The organism is Azospirillum oleiclasticum (assembly GCF_013423485.1).
In the GTDB taxonomy this organism is placed as follows: Bacteria; Pseudomonadota; Alphaproteobacteria; order Azospirillales; family Azospirillaceae; genus Azospirillum; species Azospirillum oleiclasticum.
This window is the reverse complement of the sequence record NZ_JABFFR010000063.1, coordinates 12299-33244: the sequence shown is the minus strand read 5'-3', so window position 1 is coordinate 33244 and position 20946 is coordinate 12299. Positions and strand designations below refer to the sequence as shown.

Below are 20946 nucleotides of genomic sequence, written 5' to 3'. Positions count from 1 at the left end.
CCCGTTCATGGCGATCTTCGACGGCAAACGCATCCTGGTCATCGGCGGCACCGGCTCGCTGGGCAAGGTCCTGGTCGGCAAGCTGCTTGCCGGCGAGGCCGGCCGGCCCGACCGCATCGTCGTGATGTCGCGCGACGAGGCCAAGCAGCACCAGATGCGCGTGGACTACCACAACCTCCGCTCGCCCACGGACGAGGTGGTCTACGAGAATTTCCGGCGCACGCTGCAGTTCCGCATCGGCGACGTGCGCGATTACAACAGCGTGGCGGCGGCCCTCCAGGACGTCGACATCGTGGTCAACGCCGCCGCCCTGAAGCAGGTGCCGGCCTGCGAGTATTTTCCCATGCAGGCGGTGCAGACCAACATCCTGGGGCCGGAGAACATCGTCAACGCGATCCGCAACCTGCGCCTGCCGGTCGAGACGCTGGTCGGCGTGTCCACCGACAAGGCGGTGGCGCCGGTCAACGTCATGGGCATGACCAAGGCGCTCCAGGAGCGGCTGCTGATCAGCGCCCAGCTCGCCCTGCCCGACACCCGCATCCTGATCGTGCGCTACGGCAACGTGCTGGCCTCCCGCGGGTCGGTGGTGCCGCTGTTCCGCCAGCAGATCCAGGCCGGTGGGCCGGTGACCATCACCGACGAGCGGATGACCCGTTTCCTGCTGAGCCTGCCGGAAGCGGTCGATACCATCGTCGCCGCGATCGCGTCCGGACGCCCGGCCGAGACCTGGGTGCCGGAAATCCCCGCGGCGCGCATCACCGACCTCGCCCGCGCCATGATCGGCGACCGCCCCATCGAAACCGTCGTCACCGGCATCCGCCCTGGCGAGAAGATCCACGAGGTGCTGGTCTCCGCCGAGGAGAGCGTGCGCACCGAGCGCCGCGGCAACTACTACGCCATCCATTCCCTGCTGCCGGAGATCGCCGCGGCGCGGCCCCCGCAGACCGGCGATTACTGGGAATACACCTCCGGCACCAGCCCGATGGATTTCGAGAGCCTGCGGGCGTTGCTCGACCGGCGCGGGCTGCTCGCGGCATCGGCCGGCTCGCCGGAGATGGAGCTGCTGTGCTGACCGGCCGGCCCGTCATCCTGGCGCTGGACGGGACGGAGGGGATGGAGGGTCGGGCGCTGTTCACCCTGTCCGCCCTGACCTTCGCCGGCGGCTGGAGCGCCGGCGTCGCCATCCGGATGATCGACGTCACCGACGACAACGTGCTGCTGGCCGCCGAGGCGCTGGCCTGGGACGAGGGCATCGCCGTCGAGATACGGCGGCCGGGCGACGAGGAGGAGCGCGGCTCCCCGCTGGAGGGCGCCGGTCTCTACGCCGGTGCCGCGTTCCGCCACGCCCGCCATATGCGGCTGGAGGAGGCGCGGCGGCGCGGCATCCCGGTGCTGGCCGCCATCCAGTACCCGGATCCCGCCGACGCCCTTCCGCCGCCACCGGGCGAGCCGGACGCCGCATTCGACCCCCGGCGGTTCGCCGCCGCGATCGGCCGTGCCCTGCGGGGCCGCGCCGGCCCGGTCCGCTGATCCGCCGCCCGAACCCGCCATGACCGCAGCGACGACGCCCCCGCCCCAAAGCCCGACCATGCCGCCCATCGACCGCGACCGGTTCGCCGGCACCGTGCTGATCACCGACATCCCGCCCTGCGCCAACTACAGCGGCGGGATATTCCTCGACCAGATCCTCGCGTCCATCGATTACGGCGTGCGGCACGCGGTCGTCATCCTCAATCCGGAGCTGAAGCCGGAGGTCACGCCGCGGGCGGCGGCGTCCATGCGCATCGAGCGGCTGTCCAAGCCCCACGAGTTCCACGATCCGACGGTCCTCACCACCGGCGCCGTGCGCGAACGGGAGCTGGGCGCGGCGGCCACCGTCGACACGGTGATCGTCCCGCAACTCGTGGCGAAGCTGAAGGCGATCGGCGCCACATCGCTCTGGGTGCTGCTGGAAGGGCAGACCCTGATCCGCGTGGCCCACCAGCTCCAGCGGGTCACGTCGCTGCCGATGACCGTGCAGGTCATGGACCCCCCCACCAACTGGCTGCGCGCCCACGGCGTCGATCCGACGACGACGGCCGAGCTCCTGGACCAGTATGACGCGGTCATCCGCGGCGCTTCGGCCGTCGCCGCCGCGTCGTGGGCGATGGCGGAGCTCTATCAGGAGCGCCACGGAACGCCGTCCTTCGCGGTGGTGCCGTCCCTGTCGCAAGAGCTGGCCCGGCCGCCGGCAGCCTTTCCCTCCGGGCAGCGGCCGTTCCGGATCGCCGTGGCCGGGCAGATCTACGCGCGCGACGAATGGTACGCGCTGACGCGCGCGCTGGACCAAATCGAGTGGCGGGTCGATGGCCGGACGATCGAGATCCACGCCTTCACCAGGGATCCCATCGCCGCAGACCTGATCGCGCTCGGCCATGTCGTCTGCCGGCGCTGGCTGCCGACGCCGGATCTGATCGGCGCGTTGCAGGACATGGATCTGGTGTACTGCCCCTACCGCTTCGGGGAGCCGTTCCGGGAAGAGGCCACGCTCTGCTTCCCGTCGAAGCTGACCACCTATCTGGCGTTGGGCCGGCCGGTCCTGTTCCATGGGCCACGCTACGCCTCCCCTGCCAAATTCCTCGCCCGGGAGGATGCCGCCTTCACCTGGCATTCCATGGACCCGGACGAGCTTGGCGGCATGCTGGCGGGCATTCTCCGCGATCCGGATGCCTATGCCAGGGTGGCGGCGGCCGGGCGCCGCCTGTTCGACGCAACGCTGACCGACCGGCATCTGGCCTCGGCGATCGCGGGGGCGTTGCTCGCCGCCGTGCCGCGGACACCGCATGACAACACGGACATGCCGGCGGCCGGCCGCCCGCCGGTGATCCTCGTCGTCGCCTTCGGCAGCAGCGTCCACACCGCGCGCTGGATGAACATGGTGACGCGCAGCGGCTTCCGCTTCGTGCTGTGCCCGACCGTACGGCTGCCGCTGTCGGAGGATTTCCGCGCCGTGCGCACGGTGCGCGACGCCGCCAACCTCGACGGCATGGCGCCGGGCGAACTGGGCTGCTTCGACCTCGACAGCGTGGATGAGGACGAGATCGCCGCGGTGGAGCGCGGCATCGGCTACCAGGCCTTCGTTCCCAGCTTCGCTTCCTCGCTCCGGCTGGCCAGCCCGGCGCATGTGGTGGCCGCGGTCCGGCGCTTCGCCCCGGTCGCCGTGCATTCCATGGAGGTGCAGTTCGCCGGCTACATGACGCTGGGGGCCAAGGACGTGCTGGGGCGGGCGATGCCGCCCTGGCTGCTGTCGAACTGGGGCAGCGACATCTACCTGTACCGCAAGCTCGCCGCCCACCAGGATCGCCTCGCCCGCATCGCCCGCTCCATCGACGCCTATCTGGCCGAGTGCGAGCGCGATGTGGGGATCGTGCGCGCGATGGGGTTCGCGGGGCCGGTCGGCCCGACCATGCCGGCTTCCGGCGGCATCGACTTCGCCGGCTTCCCGCCGCTCGACAGCTTCGAGCCGCCGTCCCGCCGGCGCGAGATCCATGTGAAGGGCTATCACGGCTGGTCCGGCCGCGGCCTGCACATCCTGGCCGCGGTGCATCTGGCGGCCCCGGCGCTGGACGGCTTCCGCATCCGGGTGATGCTGGCGGGGCCGGAGGTGGCGGAGATGGTCCGGATCATGCGGGAGCGCGACGGGCTTGACATCGCGTGCGAGCCCTACCTGCCCACCTATCTGGAGTCGATCCGGCGGCTGGGCCGGGCGCGGGTGGCGATCGGGCTCGGCATCTCCGACGGCATCTCCACCACACTGCTGGAATCCATGGCCGTGGGCGCCTTCCCGATCAAGGGAAGCTCCTCCTGCGCCGACGAGTGGATCCGCGACCGCACCGGCTTCATCGTGTCGCCGCACGACACCCGCGCCATGGCCGACGCGCTGGTGCGGGCGGCCACCGACGACGCGCTGGTGGACGCCGCCGCCCCGGTCAACCGCCGGATCGTCGAGGAGCGGTGGGACGGGGCGCGGAACAGCGGGGTCTTCCTGCGTTTCCTCCAGGATTTCCTGGGGATCGAGGCGCCGCCGGCTCCCGAACCGGCGGCCCCCGAACCCGTCGCCGCCCCGCCCGCCGCGGTCTGGCCGCCGGCCGAGCCGCTGGAGCCGCGGCATCTGGTGGACGCCGGCTGGTACCGCGCCGCCCACGCGGAGGCCCTGGCGCCGGAAGAGGACGCAGCCGAACATTTTCTGTTGCACGGCTGGCGGCGAGGGGTCGACCCCAACCCCTGGTTCTCCACCCGCTTCTATCTGGCCGCCAACCCCGCGGTGGCCGACGCGGGGATCTGCCCGCTGGTGGATTTCGTAGGCGAGGGGGCGGCGCAGGGCCGGCGCCCGCACCCGATCTTCGACGTCGCGTGGTACAGCGAACGCTATCTCGGCAGCCGGCCGCCGACGCCCGAGGCGCTGCGCCATTTCCTGACAGTGGGGCTGGCCGCCGGCGCGGTGCCGAACCCGCTGCTCGACCGGCCCGGCGTCCGCGAGCGGGTGGCGGCGGTGCCCGTGGCGGACCGCAACGCGGCCCTGCCCCGCCTGCTGGAGGAACGCCAGGAGCAGGACCGCCGGCTGCGCACCATGGTCGATGAGTCGTGGTACCGCGGCGCCTACCCGGACGCGACCGCCACCGGCATCCCGCCGGTCGCGCATTTCCTCTATTGCGGGTGGTTCGAGGGGCGGGTCCCCAACGCCGCGCTGGACCGGCTGGAGGTGCACCGCCGGCTCCTCGCGGCTCCTCCGGTGGACCGCTCCGCGGTCCTGCTGCGGCTGGCGGCGGGTGATCTCGGGGACCCCGACCCGCTGGTGGTGCTGGTGGACGAGGACTGGTACCGCAGTGCCTATCCCGACGTGGCGGCGGCCGGTGTCGCCCCGGCGGTTCATTACGTGCATCACGGCTGGCGCGAGCGGCGCGACCCCAACCCGTGGTTCTCCACCTCGGGCTACCTGTCGGCCTATCCCGACGTGGCCGAGGCCAAGCTGTGCCCGCTGCTGCACTTCGTGCAGCGCGGTGCGGCGGAGGGGCGGCGGCCCCATCCGGCCTTCGACATCGTCTGGTACAGCCGCCGCTATCTGGGGTCGGAGCAGCCGACCGCCGAGGCGCTGATCCATTTCCTCACCGTCGGGCGCGGCACCGGTGCCGTGCCCAACGAGCCGCTCGATCGCCCGGCAGCAGCAGCAGCCCCGCGTGCCGCCGCCCCACGCGCCGCCGCCGGAGTACGGCCGGAGCGGGAGGAGGAGGCGCTTCTGCTGGCGCTGGTCGATGCCGACTGGTACCGCACCGCCGGCTCCGGAACGCCGGTCTCCGCCGCCGACGCGCTGCGGCACTATCGGGAGGAGGGCTGGCGGCAGGGGCTGGACCCGAACCCCTGGTTCTCCACGACGGCCTACCGCTCCGCCCATCCCGACGCGGATGCCGGGCTGTGTCCGCTGGTGCATTTCGTGCGCCAGGGAGCGGAGCGGGGCCACCGCCCGCACCCCGGCTTCGACATCGTCTGGTACGGCCGCCACCATCTGGGCGCCGACCGCCCGACGGCGGAGGCGCTGCGGCATTTCCTGACGATCGGGCTGGCGGCCGGCGCGGTGCCCGACCCCGATCTGCACGGACCCGCCGTGCAGGACCGGCTTCTGGCGACCCCGCCGGCGGAGCGCACCGCGCTGATCGGTCGCCTGCAGGAATGGTCGGCGCGCGCCGCCGCCGGTCCCCTCGATTGGGAGGTGGAGCGCGCATCGCACGGGGAGGATGCCGGCCTGCTGGCGGTCTGGCTGACCCGCGGCCTCGCCCGGCAGACGTCGCCGGTGCTGATCCTGTGCGACGGCGCCGATGCCATCGCCCAGGCCCGGCTCGCCGCCCGCGTCCTGCCGCTGGAGGAGGCCGCCCTGTTCGGGATGGTCGGGCCGGATGGCGCGCTGGTGATCGGCGACGGGGTCACGGGCCTGCGGTTGCGCCTGCCCTATCACACCGAGGCCTTGAAGGACCTGCTGACAGCGACCGGCGTCCGGCGCGCGGCGGCGCTGGCGCCGGCCCTGTGCACGGGTCCGGTCGCCCGCGGCATCCGCGACGCCCGCATCCCGCTGCCCGCCGAGCCCTCCGTGCCCGGCTGGTCCTGATCCGGCTGGTCCCGACCCGGTGGGGGCGCGTCAGCCGCCGCCGGGATCGAGGCGGGTGAAGGGCTGGCCGTAGCGGCTGAAGGCGCGGTTCTGGAACGGGTCGCTCTCCAGCATGTCGCGCCATTTGCTGTCCATCTGGGCGACCACGTTGGTCATCGCGCGCGCCGCGTCCTCGCCGACCAGGTAGCCGCGGGTCTTGGACTCGAAATGGTACAGGCAGACCTCCGGGTCGTAGGCGACCAGCAGCCCGGCCCGCCGCACCGCCATGCAATAGTCGATGTCGTTCCAGTTCACCGGCATCGTCCGGTCGAAGCCGCCGACCGAGCGGAACACGGAGCGCGGGGTGACGAGGCAGGCCCCGGTCACCGCCGCCACCGAGCGCAGCACCCGGTTGCGGCCGAGATAGCCGCCGTCGCCCGCCGGCAGCCCGATGCCCTCGTGCGCCGGCCCCTGGGTCGGGCTGACCACGACGCCGGCGTGCTGGATGCGGCCGTCGGCGTAGAGCAGCCGCCCGCCCACCGCGCCCACCCCGGGCAATTCCAGCGTGCCGGCGGCGCGGCGCAGCCAGTCCTTCGCCAGCGCCACGGTGTCGTCGTTGACGAAGGCCAGCAGTTCGCCGGACGCCGCCTCCGCCGCGAGGTCGTTCATCACCGACCAGTTGAACGGCCCGCGAAAGGGCATGACCATCACGCCGTGCCGCTGCCGCATCATCGCCATCAGCGCCAGCGCGTCGGGATCCTCGTTCTCGTGGTCGATGACGATGATCTGCACCGGCGCGCCGTAGCGCGCCCGCACCCGCAGCAGCGACTCCAGGCAGCCGCGCAGCAGCGCCGGGGCGTTGCGGGTGGGGACGATCACGCTGGCCGGCGGCGGCGTGGCGACCCGCGCCTCCACCGTGCAGGGCTCGAACAGCAGCGGCCCGTCGTTGCCGAAGGCGCTGGTCACCGGCGTGGTGCGCACCGCGACGTCCAGCCCGTTGCGCACCGCCCAGCGGGCCACCGCCGCCGGATCGCCCGGAAGCAGCCGCGGCACCTGCGAGGCGGCGGTGAAGCCGACCGGCTGGCGCACCGTGTACAGCACATCGGGCAGATGCGTGAAGCCGGCCGCACCCACCGCGTCCAGCAGCCCCAGCACCAGCCCCTGCCCATGCGCCGCCCGGCGGTCGAGGTCGAGCGCCCGCAGCAGCGCCGGCGTCGCCGCGGCGATCACCGGCCCCACATAGTCGTAGGCCAGCGCCATCAGCGGATCGAAGCCCGGCTTGAACACCGGGATCAGCGTGCCGTCGCGCCCGTCGGGCATCACCAGCCGCACCTCGTGGTCGCTGTACGCGACCCCCGCCCCGGCGGCCCGGGCGAGGCGGCGCAGGGCGTCCGCCTCCAGCACGACGATGCCGCCGACCAGAATGGTGATGGCGGCCCGGACCAGCCGTTCGTCGGTGCGCAGCGCATCCGCCAATCCGGCGGCGGTGGTCCGGACCACCCGGCCGGCGTCCGTCAGCGGAGCGAGCATCGCGGCGCGCTCGTGCGGGCTGCTGTCGGGATCCTCCTCGACCACCACGAGCGTCCAGTCGTCCAGCCCCTGCCGTTCGATCCCGGCCAGCAGCCGGCCGAGTTCGACCGGGTCCATCTCCGGGCTGGTCAGCACCACCGCCACAGCGGGTGCGGCGTCCCCATCGGGCACCGCCGGCGCGCGCATCCGCAGCGCCTTGAAGCGCTCGTAGGCGTCGACCGTCGGGGCGACGCGGGCGAGCACCGGCGGCAGCTGCCGTTCGATGCGGTCCAGCGCCTCGCGGAGCTGGCCCACCTGACCGGACAGCCAGGACAGCCCGTCGAGTGCGGCCGGAAGATTGTCCTTGATGTAGAGCTCCGGGGCGACCGGCTGCTTGGACTGGGCGTCCAGCACGCGCAGCGTCGCCCCGCGCGCCATTCGGTCCTGATGCTGATGCGGGATGGCGATGGTGAAGCCGTGCAGGTCGCTGCCACCGATGCGCTTCTCCAGGCCGGGCACGGCCTCGTTGCAGCGCTTGGCCCCGATGAAGCTGTCGCCGAGGAAGACCTCGACGATCACCACCTCGTCGGGGTCCTTGAGGTTGGCGCACCAGCCCTCCAGGCGGCCGCCCCCCTCGTAGCGGATCTCGCCGACGAGCTGGCGCACCGGGCTGAAGGCCGGCAGGGGCTGTTTCGCCAGGGGGCCGCTGTCCGACAGCCACGCGCGCGCGGTCTCCGGCAGCGCCGCGACGAAGCCCGCGTCGCCCATCAGCCGCGTCAGCCAGAAGCGCCAGGACCGGCTGGCGCCCAACGCCGCCCGGGTCCCGGCGGACATCGGCAGCCGCCCGAGCGCCCAGCGCTGGAGCCCGTCGTCCAGCTCCGCCGCCAGCAGGGTGTGCGGGGTCGGGCGTCCCTGCGCCAGCCGGTCGATGACGGCGTCCGCGAACTCCCCGGAGGTGACGAGCCCGGCGATCAGCTCGCCGATCGAGCTGCCGGTGGCGGGCGGCAACTCCTCGACCGTCCGGGGGTAGCGTCCGAGAAACAGGCGGTAGGCGTTGATGCCGTCGTCCAGCGTTGCTCTGTCCATCGATTTCCTAATGAAACGACTTCCGGCGATCCGCTGCCACGTAGCCGGCCGGACCCGGGGAGACTAGCTACTCCGGCGCAGAACGCCAAGGTCATAGGCGATTCAGTATGGCAGAACGGCGCGACAGCGGCGTATCAATACCATCATGCTTTCGATTCTCGATCCAAATTTCTCAACTCATATCGCTGCATTCTGTGACAGTCCGGCCGGCACACGGCCATGGGCGGAGGAAGGCGCATGATATTACTGTGAGTGGAGTGGCCGGAATTCCGCAATCACGGAGGGCAGGCCCAAGGATATGGAACAATAGTCGCTTTTTGACCATAAAATACAATCAATGGTCATGGGCGGACGACACGGGCGACCGTTTCAGCCCTGCCGACGCGGCTCAGGCTCTGGCCAGCGAAAATCCACATGGCTCAACGGGCCGAGGGACAGGTTGGGGCTGTGGAACGGGTCGGCGAAGCGGTCCAACCGCCAGGTCGCGCGCAGCCATTCCACCTCCCGCAGCTCCCTCACGGCGTCGTCGGGCGAGCGGAGGGCCTTGCGGGTCGCGGACTCCCGATGGAGGAGCCGGGCGTGCGGGGTCCAGATGATCCGCCGGCCGAGCGCCCGCAGCTTCAGACACAGGTCCACGTCGTTGAAGGCGACCTGCAGGTGCGCCGCGTCCATGCCGCCGACCGCCAGGTAATCCGCGCGACGGCAGACCATGCAGGCGGCGGTCACCGCCGACACGTTCTGCGCAACCATCGCCCCGTGCAGATGGCCGTCCTCGCCATCGCGGAACGCGGTCTGGGCGTGGTCGGCGCCGCCCTGCTGGCCGACGATCACGCCGCCATGCTGGATCATGCCGTCGGGGTAGAGCAGCTTGGCCCCGACCGCGCCGACCTCCGAGCGGACGGCGTGGCCCATCATCTCCTCCAGCCAGCCCGGCTCGATGGCCTCCACGTCGTTGTTGAGCAGCAGGACGTAGGGCGTGCGGAGCTCGGCCACGACCGCGTTGTGCAGGGCGGCGTAGTTGAAGGCCCCCGGCCAGCGCCGCACCCGCAGATCCGGCTCGCCCGACAGGCGGTCGAGGAGGGCGAGCGTCGCCGGGTCGCGGCTGTCGTTGTCGACCACGACGATGTCGCAACGCGGGTAGCGCACCGTGGCGCGCACGCTGTCCAGGCAGGCCTTCAGCAGGGGCCCCTGGTCGCGGGTCGGGATGATCAGGGTGACGGCGGGCGCCGGGTCCGGCAGCGGCCAGCGTACGCGCAGCCGCCCCTGGCCGTATGCCTCGATGTCCGCACGTACGCCGCCACCATCGAGACACGCACGGACACGCACGGCGCGGCCGGGAAGCGCCGGGTCCTCCGTCCAGGCCCGGCCGTGGTGGAGCACGTAGGGCAGGTGATGCACGCGCTCCGGCGCCACGGTCAGCAAGGCCGTGTCGACCGCCGCCGCCGCCCAGGCCAGCGCGTCCGCCGGGCGTTCCCTCCGGGCGACCCCGGCCGCTGCGCCCGCCAGCCGGTGGCGCGCGATGGCGCAGGCTCGGCCGGTGTAGGGAAAGGCGCGGTAACGGTCGGGGTCCCAGCCGGGCTTGAAGCGGGGGCTGTGGCGCCGGCCGCCATCGTCGCCGCCGTCCTCGTCCGCATCGTCGTCGCAATAGACGATCTCCACGCCGCCCGCCATGGCCTCCTGCACCAGCGGCAGGAAGGCCGGGTGCAGGCGCGCGCCGGGCTCCAGAAGCACCACCGCGTCGCCGCCCGAACCGGCGACCACCGCGGCGAAGCCCTCGGCATCCCCCGTGGTCGGAACCGGATGCACGCGGATGTCCGGCCCGCCGCCGGGCACCGCCGCGACCCGCACGCCGATCACCGCCTCGTGCGCGGCCAGCCAGCGCCGGTAGCCGTCGGGATCGGCCAGATGGTTCAGCGGCTCGCGCGCCAGGATGAGGCGGCCCTCCTCCAGCGCCTCGCGGTGCCGGGTTTGCCGGTGGTCGAGCGTGCGGCGGCGCGCGGTCAGCAGGGCGGGCGGCAGCAGCACCTCCAACGGGCCGCCCTCCAGCGCCCGGTCGGTGTTGGCGTATCGGGCGGAGACGTGGTGCGGGCGGCCGTCGAACAGCGCCGCGGGCAGCGGGAAGCAGAAGCCGTGCCGGCCGTCGCTGCCCAGCGCCGCGGCCAGATCGGGCCGCTTCAGGTCGCCGGTGACCACACCCGCGCGGGCACCGTCGATGGTGACGACCACGTCCACGGGCTGCCCCGGCGCACGCTCGTCGATGGCCCAGCCATGCAGTGTGCCATCGACGATGCCGTCCAGCCGCCCGAGAAGGGGGGAGGGGTGGAAGAGGGAGTCGGTGCGTCGCGGCAGCTCGCGGCCGTCCTTCGCCGCCAGGATGGACAACCAGTGCGGACGGCCATCGGTCAGGCGGTCGGGCAGGCGCAGCGCGAAGTCCCAGCGGCCGGCACCGTCGGCGCCCGGTCGGCGCTGGTCGGCCAGGAACTCCCCCAGCACGCCTTCCTCGCAGCGCAGCCGCAGGCGCACCGGCGCGTCCGGCGCTTCCGCATCGAACGCCCAGCCCCTGGCGATCCAGCTGGACACGCCGGCACGCTCGACCACCTCGAAGACCCCCTGCACCGGCAACGCCACGCCCCGTATTTAATATGTCTACGAAACGTTGATACAGCAGGCGCGCGGCGGGGTCGAGGCGCTGGCGTGCAACCCGGCCATCCCGCCGGATGCGGCCGGGTTACGCGGGGGTCGGGTTACGCGGGGGGCCGGGTCACGCCGGGTCGGGGCTTCCGGCCGGGCCGCCGGCCACCGCCTCGGCGCGCTCGCGCGTCACCTCGGTCAGCGCGGCGAGGCTGCTCATGGTGGCGGCGATCTGCTCCGCCGCCGAGGCGTTGGTGTGGGAGATGACGGCGAGGTCGGTCAGCGCCGTCTCGATGCCGTCCATGGTGTGGCGCTGGCGCGCCACCTCGTCCACGATGGTCTGGGACAGCCGGTCGGTCTCGGCGATGGAGGCGGAGACCTGCTCCATCCGCCGGCCGACCGCCGCCGCCATGTCCAGGCCGCGGGCGATCCGCTCGTGGCTGCGCTGCGCCAGCGCCGCGATCTCCTGCGCCAGGGCCAGCGTCTGCTGGGCCAGCGAGCCGACGGCGCCGGCCACGACGGAGAAGCCGCGCCCGTGCTCGCCCGCGCGCGACGCCTCGATCGAGGCGTTCAGGGACAGGATGTTGGAATGGGTCGCCAGCTTGCCGATGGCGGCGGTGACCCGGTTGATCTCGGTGCTGAGGTCGGCGATCTCGCGCACGGCGGCGGTCATCGCCGCCATGTCGTTCAGCCCCTCCTCCAGCCGCAGGGCGGAGCTGCGGGAATGGTCCTGCCCGGTGTGGGTGACGGCGACCACCGCGCGCATCGCCTCCTGGGTGTCGAGGAAGGACTGGCGCAGCCGGTCGAGCGAGGCCATCTGCCCGAGCGCCCCGTCCGACACCTGGCCGACCGCGGCGGCGGCCTCGCGCGTCGCCACCGACACCTGCACCGTGGAGTCCACCACCGTGCGGGACAGGGCGCCCGATTCCTCCAGCGCCCGCTTGAAGCGCAGCATGGCGGCGCCCAGGGCCGCCACCTCGTCGTCGAAGCGGGTGGTCGGCACCGCCACCGTCGTGTCGCCGTCGGCCAGCCGCCCCAGCGCGTCGGTCATGCGGCGCAGCGGGCCGATCACCCCGGCGCGCACCAGCGCCACCACCGCGGCGAAGGCGACCAGCGACAGCAGGCCGCCGATGGCGAAGACCCGCAGCCGCTCGTCCTGGAGCCGCGTGATGCGGCCTTCCAGCAGCTCGACGAAGCGGGCGTTGGCCGACGCCCCGAAGCGGTCGATGGAGTCGAAGGTGCCGCGGACCAGGGCAGCGTCGCCGGTGCCGGTCTCCACCATGGCGGTGGCGTGCCCCATCATCAGGCTGAAGGGCACGAAGGTCTCGTCGAGCGTGGCCTTGAGCCAGGGGGCGCCGTTGGGCCCGGTGGCGGTGGCCATCGCGTCGTCCACCGCTTCCAGCAGGATCTCGATGCGGCCGTTCAGCAGGGCGCCGTCGACACGCCGGCCCTCGTCGTCCCCGGTGGCGTTGCGGTCGATCCGGCGCAGCTCGACGAACAGGTCGCGCAGGTCGTTCAGCCGGATCGCGAAGATGTCCCCCAGCGCGTAGGAGGCGGTCTCGGCGTCCAGGATGATCGAGGAGCGCCCCGCCACCTGCTGCGCCAGCCGGCGGAGCGCGCGGCGGGAGTCCGATTTGGTCGGGGTGAGATCCTTGGAGCGGACCAGGGCCTCGGCCTCCAGCGACAGCGCCTCGGTCTCCAGCAGCGCGCCATAGCGCTCGCGCAGCTCCATCAGCCGGTGGGAGAGGGCGGTGCTGTCCACCGGCTCGCGCAGGGCCGCGGTGCGCGCCATGGCCGACTGCACCGCCTCGATGCCGCGCAGATACTCCGCACCCGTCAGCTCCAACCGCGCCAGCGCGATGGTCCTGGCGGTCGCATCGTTCTGAATCCACAGCCCGTAGCCGACCGGGGCCAGGAACAGGCTGGCCGCGAGTGCCAGCCGGGTGGCGATGCTCAGGCGGCGGAGCATGGGTCCTCCTTCGGCGCGGGGCGGTGCTCCGCCCGCGGTGTTTCGGGTTCCAGCCAGCCGGCGGCCAGGTCGAACAGCGCCGCGGTGTCGAGCGCGAACATCACCTGCCCGGCGCCGATCACCGCGGCACCCGCGATCAGGGGGTTGCGTTCGATCAGCGGGTGGAGTCGGCGGAAGAACACCTCGCGCCGCGCCTCGATGCGGTCGACGCGCAGCCCGATGCGCGACTGCCCGTCGTCGGCCACCACGATGGTGCAGCGCCCCTCCGGCGCCGCATCACCGGCCGGCCGCAGGCCGAGCAGGGGTCCGAGATCGACCACCGGCAGGAAACGGCCGCGCAGCGGCAGCGACAGCCGCCGGCCGATGGTCAGCAGGGATCCCGGCGGGGCGTCCACCACCTCGCCGACGGTGCGTTCGTGGATGGCCAGGGTCTGGCCCGCCACCTCCACCGCCAGCAGCCGCTGCATGGCGGCCGACACCGGGAATTCGATGACCATGCGGGTGCCGGCCCCCGGTCGGCTGTCGATGGACAGCCGGCCGCCGAGCTTGCGGATGGCCGTCTGCACGATGTCCATGCCGACGCCGCGGCCGGAGGTGGCCGTCACCTCGTCGCGGGTGGAGAATCCCGGCAGCAGGATCAGCTCCAGCGCCCCGGCGTCGTCGAGCGCCGCCGCCTCGCGGGCGCCGATCAGCCCCTTGGCGACCGCCTTCTCGCGCACCCGCGCGGTGTCGATGCCGGCACCGTCGTCGGCCACCTCGACGATGGCGAGGCTGGCGGTCTGGCGCGCCCGGATGCGGATGGTCCCGGCGGCAGGCTTGCCGGCGGCGAGGCGGCGCCCGGGCGCCTCGATGCCGTGATCGACGCAGTTGCGGACGATGTGGGTGAGAGGGTCGACCAGCATCTCGATCATCGCCTTGTCGACCTGCACGTCCTCCCCGGCGGTGACCAGCCCGACCTCCTTGCCGACCAGCACGGCGGTGTCGCGGATCGGGCGCATCAGCCGGGTGAACAGGGTGCCGATCGGCACCACCCGCAAGGCCACGGCACCGTCGTAGAGCTGGCGCACCGCGCGCTCCATCCGCCGCATCTCGTCGCGCACCGCCCGGCCGCCGCGGTCGCCCTCCAGCGCCATCGCCAGCGAGGTCAGGCCCAGCCGGATGTCGCCGATCACGTCCATGAAGGCGTCGATGGAGGCACTCGGCACCCGCACCATCGCGTCGGCCGGCCGTGGGGCTGCGGTCGGGGCGGGGGAGGCGGCGGGAAGGGCGGGGGCCGCCACGTCCGCAGGCGGTGGCGGTGGCGGAGACGCCACGGCGGGTGGAGCGGCCGGAAGGGCAGGGGGTGCCACCGCCGGATGCAGCTCGGCCAGCGGGGCGGCGGCCTCGTCGCAGGCGCCGACGCGGCGCAGGCAGGCGCCGGCCGGGTCGGCGTCGGCCAGACCCGTGGCGAAGGCGTCCAGCCCGCCGTCCACCGCCACCGCGTATTCGAACAGCCCGTCGCCGAGGTCGAGCCGCGAGCGGTTGAACAGCGGGTGCGCGTCGCGCAGACGGTCGAGCACCGTGTCGGCCGTCGCCGGTTCGCTTTCGAGGTCGAGCAGCACCAGGGCGAGGGCGCGGCCGGACTGCCGCTCCAGCGCCATGCGCTCCAACAGCTCGGCCGGCCAGGGATGCGCCCGCCCAGCGGGCGGTACGGCCTCCGTCGGGTTGACCGCCGGAGTCGCGCCCAGCCACCGGGCACGCAGCGCCGCCAGCTCCTCCGCCGGCAGCTCCATGCCGGCGCTGACGGAGATGCCGATCAGGGCGAGCAGGTCGGCCAGTTCGTCGGCGTCGTCCCGGCTCTCCGCACCCTCGCCGGTGAGCAGCCGCGACGCCATGGTCTCGGCCAGCTCGACCGCGGTGCCGATCTCCAGCGCCGCCAGCAGCCGGGCGGCGTGCAGCCAGACGGCGGGATCGTCGGCGGCGCTCTTCAGCGTGCCGGCGTGCTCCAGCAGCAGGTCGGCGAAGGGCGCCTCCAGCGCCGCCGACAGGGCGACCGCACCCAACGTCCGGCCACTCGCCGTTTCCGCCCCGCGCAGCCGCAGCACCAGATCCGCCCAACCCCAGCGGTCACCGGGCGTCAGGCGCTGCGCCGCAACGGCGATGCCGGCCAGACTGGCGGCCTCCGCCGCCTCGGCCAGCATCAGGGCGGCGTCGGCCGGATCCTCGGCGTCGATGGCGCCGATCAGCCCGAGCACCGCGTCCTGCAACCCCTCCAGCGCAACCGCCGCGATGGTCAGGGCGGGGGCGTCGGCCACCTGGGGGGTTTGGGCGGGCGGTTCGGCCGGCGCGGCGGCGGGCGGCGGAAGCGGCGGCGGTGCCGAAGCCGCCGGCGCGTCGGCCAGATGCGCCTTGAGGGCGGCGACCAGGGCGGCGTTGACCGGCTGGTCCTGGCGCGTCGCCATCGCCGTGCCCTGGAGCCGGCGCATCTCGTCCACCGCCGCCAGCAGGGCGCTGACCAGCTCGGTTGACAGGGGTCGCTTGCCGGCGCGGACGAGGTGCAGCACATCCTCCGCCGCGTGCGCCACCGTCTCGATGCAGCGCAGCGCCAGCGCCGCCGACCCGCCCTTGACCGAGTGGAAGGCGCGGAACAGCTCGTCCACGCGGGCGGAATCCACCGGGCTGGCCGCCAGGATGGATTCGATCGCCGTCAGATACTCGTCCAGCTCGGCGCCGAACAGCGACCAGAACTCCTCGATCGGGTCGTCCAGCACGGTCATTCCCGGCGCCCCGTCATGAGGGCGACGCGGCGGCCGATGGCGGCCGGGTCCAGCACCTCGCTGGCGAGGCCGGCGTCGATGGCGGCGCGCGGCATGCCCCAGATGACGGCCGTCGCCGGGTCCTGCACCAGCACCGGGCAGCCGCGCTGCACCAGCGCCCGCGCGCCTTCCGTGCCGTCGCAGCCCATGCCGGTCAGGATGATCCCGACCGGGCGCCGGGCGGTCAGCGCCGCGGAGCGGAACAGGATGTCGGCGTTGGGCCGGTGGAGTGCGGCACCACCCTCGGTCAGCCGCACCGCCAGCACGCCGGGGCGCAGCCGCACCAGCTCGCCGTTGAAGCCGCCGGGCAGCACATGGACGGTGCCGGCGGCCAGCGGCTTGCCGTCCTCCGCCTCCACCACCGGGCACTCCACCGACACGGCGAGCGACGCCGCGAGGCTGCGGCTGAACACCGGCGGGATGTGCTGCGCCACCACCACCGGCACCGGGCAGGGGCAGAGCGGGCGCAACAGCTCCGGCAGCGTCTGCGGCCCGCCGGTGGAGCAGGCGACCACCACCACGTCCGGCACGCCCGCCGTGGTGACCCCCGCCGGTGGGGCGGCTGCCGGCCGGGACGGGCGTGGCGCGGCCACCGGGAGGGGGCGCGACCGGCCGTCCTGCCCGGCCAGCACCGCCCCGGCGATGGCGAGCTTGCTGCGCAGGAGATCGCCGACCTGCGCCAGATCGGTGCGGAAATGCTCCGACGCCTTGGGCACGAAATCGATGGCCCCGCAGCCGAGCGCCGTCAGGGTCAGGTCGGCCCCCGCCGTGGTGAAGGCGCTGACCATGATGAACAGCGGTGCGGTGCCGGGCACCGGCCGGAGCTCGCGCAGCACGCCGATGCCGTCCAGCAGGGGCATGTCGATGTCGAGCGTCACGATGTCCGGCCGGTCGCGACGGATCACCTCCACCGCCTCGCGCCCGTCCTTGGCCTCCCCGGCCACCGTGAAGCCGGGCAGGGCGCCGACGATGTGGCGGAGCGAGGCCCGCATGAAGGCGCTGTCGTCGACGATCAGGACGCGCCGCGGCTGGTCGTTGCGGGTCATCGGCCGCCGCTCCCCGGTTGGCCGATCAGGTCGCGCAGCAGCGCCTCCCCGGTGACCACGGCGTAGGGGCGCTCGTCCACGCGGGCCACCGCCGCCACCCCGCGCGACGCGAACCAGGCGGGGTCGCCAGCGTCGGGGGTCAGGGGCAACGGCCGGCCGATCCCATCAACGCGCAGCGCCAGCGGCCCGACCGGGGAGACGAGCACGACGAAGTCGCCGCGCTCCGGCATCCCGTCCGCGCCGGACAGGTCGAAGGCCGGCACCACCGCGCCGATCATCTCCACCGCGTGGCGCACCGGCGGCACAGCACCCGGCAGGCGGAACACGCGCTGGCGGTGCAGGATGCGCCCGACCTCGGGGTAGGCGGCGGCGTAGTCGCGCCCGTCGATGGTGAAGACGATGTGCATGACCCCGCCGCCGGCCGCGGCGTCCGTCGCGTCCACGGTCGCCGGCGGCGGGGCGGCGACGGCCGGCACGTCGGCCAGCCCGTCGGCACCGAACAGGAAGGCCTGGCCGACGCCGTCGATCACCGCCACCCGGCGGCAGATGCGCCCGGCCGGGACCCAGGGGGCCGGAGCCACCGTGGACGGGGTGCGGAAGCCGAGCACGCGGTCGCTGAGCAGCCCCACCGTCCCGCCGGGGCCGGCGATCAGGACGACGTCGCCCTGCGGCGACGCCGGCCGGTCGAAGACGCAGACCGGATCGACCACGGGGATCAGCAGGCCACGGTGCAGCAGCGTGCTCGCGAGCAGCGGCACCGGGTAGCCGGGATCGCCCAGCACCGGCTCCTCGACAATCTCCGCCACGTCGGCGACCGGGCAGCAGACGCTGACGCCGCCGCGCTCGAAGGCGAGCACGGAGGGAAGAGGGGCGTCGCTCATCGCACCCCTCCCTTGATGCGCAGGTCGGCCTTGATGTGCAGGGCGGCGCCGTTGCGGAACAGCGGGCGCAGGCCGTGGTCGGCCGGGTCGGCCGGCGGCGCCACATCGCCCGGCCCGAGCAGCAGCGCGCCGCCCGGCCGCAGCGCCGCGGCGAGCACCGACAGCGCCGCGGTGCGCGAGGCGCCGTCCATATGCACCAGCACGTTGCGGCAGACCACCGCGTCGAACAGGGCGGGGGCGGGCGGGCCGGTCAGGATGTTGTGCTCGGCCAGCCGGACCATGGCGCGCACCGTCGCGGCGACCGTGCGCTCGCCGCCGGGGGCAGGGGGCAGAAAGGCGACGTCCTGCTCGGTGACCTCCCGGCAGGGGGACATCGGGCCGGTGCGGTAGCGGGCGTTCCGCGCCTGCGCCAGGGCGGCGCGCGACACGTCGGTGCCGACGACCATGCCGGTCAGCCCGGCCTCCAGCATCAGGATGGCCAGGGAATAGGGCTCCTCCCCCGTGGCGCAGCCGGCCGACCACAGGGTGAGCGGCGTCGCGGAACCGGCCAGCAGGGCGGCGAGAGCCGCGAGCTGGCGGCGGTCGCGGAAGAAATAGGTCTCGCGGTTGGTGGCGCCGTCGATCAGCCGGGCGACGAGATCGTCCCGCGCCGCCCCGGAGTCCGGCACCGTGGTGGCGGCCAGCGCGGCGCAGGCCGCGGTCAGCCGAGCCGCCACCGGACCCGCCGGGTTGGCGCCGATGCGCCGGCAGATCTCCCGCGCCAGCCCGCCGGCCGGCTCCCCCGTAGGTCCTGGTCCGCCGAGGCCGGTCATGGCGCCTCCGTGCCGGCCGAAGGATCGCCGAGGGCCGCCCGCATGGCGTCGAGGATCGCCCGGCCGCTGCGCTCCATCAGGTCGGCGCTGACCGCACCCGACGGCTTGGACACCACCGCGGCGGCCCCCGCCATCAGGCAGGCCAGCCGCTCCGGCGAGCCGGCACCGGCGACGGAGGAGACTACCACCACGGCGGCCGGGCTGACGGCGCGGATCGCCGGCAGGGCGTCCAGCCCACCCATGACCGGCATCTCCAGGTCGAGCAGACAGAGTGCGGGTTGCAGGGCGGTGGCCCGTTCGATCGCCTCGCGCCCGTTGGCCGCCGTGCCCGCCAGCCGCCAGCCGCCGCCTTCCACCAGCCGTGACAGCAGCGTCCGCATCATGGACGAATCGTCCACGACCAGCACGCCGGGGGCCAGCACGCCGGGGGCCAGCACGCCGGGGGCCAGCACGCCGGGGGCCAGCACGCCGGGGGCCGGCTCCGCGGTCATGCGGCGTCCGGCTCCGGAGCGGTCCGCCGCACCGATTCGGCCGAGCGGCGGGTCCCGTCGGCCAGCCGCGTCAGCTCCACCATGGTCGCCGCGATCTGCTCCCCGGCGGTGGCGTTGGCGTTGGAGATCTCGGTCAGGCGTTGCAGGCTCAGCTCGATCTGGCGCAGCACCGCACCCTGCTCCTCCATCGACTGGGCGATGTCCTCCGACAGGCTGTCGGTCTCGGCGATGGCGGTCGTGACGCTGTTCATCACCCCGCTCACGTCGGTGGCGATGCTCACACCCTTCTGGATGCGCTCGGCGCTGTCGGCGGCCAGCAGCGCGATCTCGCGGGCGAGGTCGGCGGTCTGCTGGGCCAGGTTGCCCACCTCCTCCGCCACCACGGAGAAGCCGCGGCCGTGCTCCCCGGCGCGCGCCGCCTCGATGGCGGCGTTCAGCGACAGGATGTTGGAGCGGGTGGCGAGGTCGCCGATGCTCTGGGTGATGCTGTTGATGCGGGCGCTGGTCACCGCGATCTCGCGCACCGCCGCGGTCATGGCGCCGATCTGGGTCATGCCGTCGGCGAGCTGGGTGGCCGCGGCGCGCGAGCGGTCCTTGGCCGACAGGCTGACCGAGGCGATGGTGCCGATGATGGACGTGGTCCGCGACACCGAGCCGGTGATCGATTCCACCGACTGCATCTGGCGCTGCGATCCGTCCGACACCTGCTCGACCGCGACCGCGGCCTGGGCGGTCGCCGCCGCCATCTGCTGGGCGGCGGCGCTGGTGCGCTGGGCCAGCGCGTCGGAGGCGGCCAGCGTCTCCTTCAGCAACCGCACGGCGCGGGCGATCTCGCCCACCTCGTCGCGGCGGTCGAGCCCGAGGATGGGGCTGTCCAGCCGCCCGCCGAGCAGATCCTTGGCGGTGCCGATCAGCCGGTGCAGCGGGCGCACCACGGTGAGGCGCAGCAGCAGGAAGGCGAACAGGAACAGCAAGGCCAACGCCAGCGCCACCAGCCGCACCACCAGGGCGGCGTCCGTACGGGCGCCGTCGGCCGATGCGCGGGCCTTGTCGCGGGCGTGGGCCTGCGCTTTCTCGATCAGACCGGCCATCAGGCCGTCGAACTCCTCAACCCCCGCGGTCACGGCGCGGGCCAGGGTGCGCAGCTCCTCGCCGGGAACCCCGTCGGGCTGGGCGAAGCGCTGGGCCAGCACCGCGTCGATCCGCTGCCCGAGCCGGCCGAAGGCGTCGCGCGCGTTGTTCAGCTCGGCCGGCATGCCGGGCAGGCTGCGTTCGGCCTCGCTCATGCGCACGGCGAAGGCGACCGTCTCCTCCTTCACCCGGCCGGCGATCTGGCGGGCGCGGAATCCGCTCGGCTCGCCCAGCGCCTCGAAGGTCAGCCGGGCGGTGTTCATCGCCGTGGCGTGGGCGCGCGCCAGCCAGACGATGCCGGCGGCGTCGCGATCGACGATGTCGGAGACGGCGGCCTCCGTCTGTTCCTGGATGGCGGTGATGCGGGTCATCCCGGCGAACACCGCGACGGCCAGGATGGCCAGGATCAGCAGCACCTTGCCGACGATCGGCACCGACAGGCCCATCCTCATCGCCGCAGCACCCCCTCGCTCGCCC

At 73.6% G+C, this 20946-nt stretch carries 12 protein-coding genes; 3 read left to right on the top strand and 9 right to left on the bottom strand.

Annotated elements, in window-relative coordinates:
• Positions 1 to 7 precede the first annotated feature (7 nt).
• From HL658_RS34905 to HL658_RS34895, 3 genes are read left to right on the top strand one after another with little or no spacing between them, the layout of a single operon-like run.
• Entirely contained in the window at positions 8 to 1072 is a 1065-nt protein-coding gene (locus HL658_RS34905; RefSeq protein WP_180285965.1) for a polysaccharide biosynthesis protein, read from the top strand.
• A complete protein-coding gene (locus tag HL658_RS34900) occupies positions 1066 to 1530 on the top strand; it encodes a hypothetical protein (RefSeq protein ID WP_180285966.1) in 465 nt (154 codons plus the stop codon). The genes HL658_RS34905 and HL658_RS34900 overlap by 7 nt, the downstream gene beginning before the upstream one ends.
• 19 nt (positions 1531 to 1549) lie before the next feature.
• The gene (locus tag HL658_RS34895) at positions 1550 to 6139 is read left to right on the top strand and encodes a glycosyltransferase (protein WP_180285967.1); all 4590 of its coding nucleotides are present in this window, start codon (positions 1550 to 1552) and stop codon (positions 6137 to 6139) included.
• Positions 6140 to 6169: 30 nt separating this feature from the next.
• Here HL658_RS34895 and HL658_RS34890 read toward each other — a convergent pair whose 3' ends face one another.
• The 9 genes from HL658_RS34890 to HL658_RS34850 form a co-directional block, all read right to left on the bottom strand.
• Positions 6170 to 8713 (bottom strand): glycosyltransferase, encoded by a 2544-nt coding sequence (locus HL658_RS34890; protein WP_180285968.1) that lies wholly within the window; start codon positions 8711 to 8713, stop codon positions 6170 to 6172.
• A gap of 369 nt (positions 8714 to 9082) precedes the next feature.
• Positions 9083 to 11341, bottom strand: coding sequence for a glycosyltransferase (locus HL658_RS34885; RefSeq protein ID WP_180285969.1), 2259 nt, complete (start codon positions 11339 to 11341; stop codon positions 9083 to 9085).
• Positions 11342 to 11474: 133 nt separating this feature from the next.
• Positions 11475 to 13313, bottom strand: a complete 1839-nt coding sequence (locus tag HL658_RS34880) for a methyl-accepting chemotaxis protein (RefSeq protein ID WP_180285970.1) — start codon at positions 13311 to 13313, stop codon at positions 11475 to 11477.
• Positions 13298 to 16069 (bottom strand): chemotaxis protein CheA, encoded by a 2772-nt coding sequence (locus HL658_RS34875; RefSeq protein WP_180285971.1) that lies wholly within the window; start codon positions 16067 to 16069, stop codon positions 13298 to 13300. The genes HL658_RS34880 and HL658_RS34875 overlap by 16 nt, the downstream gene beginning before the upstream one ends.
• On the bottom strand, positions 16066 to 17154 hold the full coding sequence (locus HL658_RS34870; RefSeq protein ID WP_180285972.1) for a chemotaxis protein CheB: 1089 nt from the start codon (positions 17152 to 17154) through the stop codon (positions 16066 to 16068). Before HL658_RS34870 ends, HL658_RS34875 begins: the two co-directional genes overlap by 4 nt.
• On the bottom strand, positions 17151 to 18035 hold the full coding sequence (locus HL658_RS34865) for a chemotaxis protein CheW (protein WP_180285973.1): 885 nt from the start codon (positions 18033 to 18035) through the stop codon (positions 17151 to 17153). The genes HL658_RS34870 and HL658_RS34865 overlap by 4 nt, the downstream gene beginning before the upstream one ends.
• The gene (locus HL658_RS34860) at positions 18032 to 18847 is read right to left on the bottom strand and encodes a CheR family methyltransferase (RefSeq protein ID WP_180285974.1); all 816 of its coding nucleotides are present in this window, start codon (positions 18845 to 18847) and stop codon (positions 18032 to 18034) included. Before HL658_RS34860 ends, HL658_RS34865 begins: the two co-directional genes overlap by 4 nt.
• A complete protein-coding gene (locus HL658_RS34855) occupies positions 18844 to 19338 on the bottom strand; it encodes a response regulator (protein ID WP_180287729.1) in 495 nt (164 codons plus the stop codon). Before HL658_RS34855 ends, HL658_RS34860 begins: the two co-directional genes overlap by 4 nt.
• Positions 19335 to 20921 carry a methyl-accepting chemotaxis protein gene (locus HL658_RS34850; RefSeq protein ID WP_180285976.1) on the bottom strand — a complete coding sequence of 529 codons (1587 nt, stop codon included), beginning with the start codon at positions 20919 to 20921 and terminating at the stop codon, positions 19335 to 19337. The genes HL658_RS34855 and HL658_RS34850 overlap by 4 nt, the downstream gene beginning before the upstream one ends.
• Positions 20922 to 20946: the final 25 nt, after the last annotated feature.

Coding starts and splice junctions, on each gene's coding strand:
- HL658_RS34850 (WP_180285976.1), bottom strand. CDS start 20,921: ATGAGGATGGGCCTGTCGGTGCCGATCGTCGGCAAGGTGCTGCTGATC.
- HL658_RS34870 (WP_180285972.1), bottom strand. CDS start 17,154: ATGACCCGCAACGACCAGCCGCGGCGCGTCCTGATCGTCGACGACAGC.
- HL658_RS34905 (WP_180285965.1), top strand. CDS start 8: ATGGCGATCTTCGACGGCAAACGCATCCTGGTCATCGGCGGCACCGGC.
- HL658_RS34865 (WP_180285973.1), bottom strand. CDS start 18,035: ATGAGCGACGCCCCTCTTCCCTCCGTGCTCGCCTTCGAGCGCGGCGGC.
- HL658_RS34855 (WP_180287729.1), bottom strand. CDS start 19,338: ATGACCGCGGAGCCGGCCCCCGGCGTGCTGGCCCCCGGCGTGCTGGCC.
- HL658_RS34880 (WP_180285970.1), bottom strand. CDS start 13,313: ATGCTCCGCCGCCTGAGCATCGCCACCCGGCTGGCACTCGCGGCCAGC.
- HL658_RS34890 (WP_180285968.1), bottom strand. CDS start 8,713: ATGGACAGAGCAACGCTGGACGACGGCATCAACGCCTACCGCCTGTTT.
- HL658_RS34875 (WP_180285971.1), bottom strand. CDS start 16,069: ATGACCGTGCTGGACGACCCGATCGAGGAGTTCTGGTCGCTGTTCGGC.
- HL658_RS34860 (WP_180285974.1), bottom strand. CDS start 18,847: ATGACCGGCCTCGGCGGACCAGGACCTACGGGGGAGCCGGCCGGCGGG.
- HL658_RS34895 (WP_180285967.1), top strand. CDS start 1,550: ATGACCGCAGCGACGACGCCCCCGCCCCAAAGCCCGACCATGCCGCCC.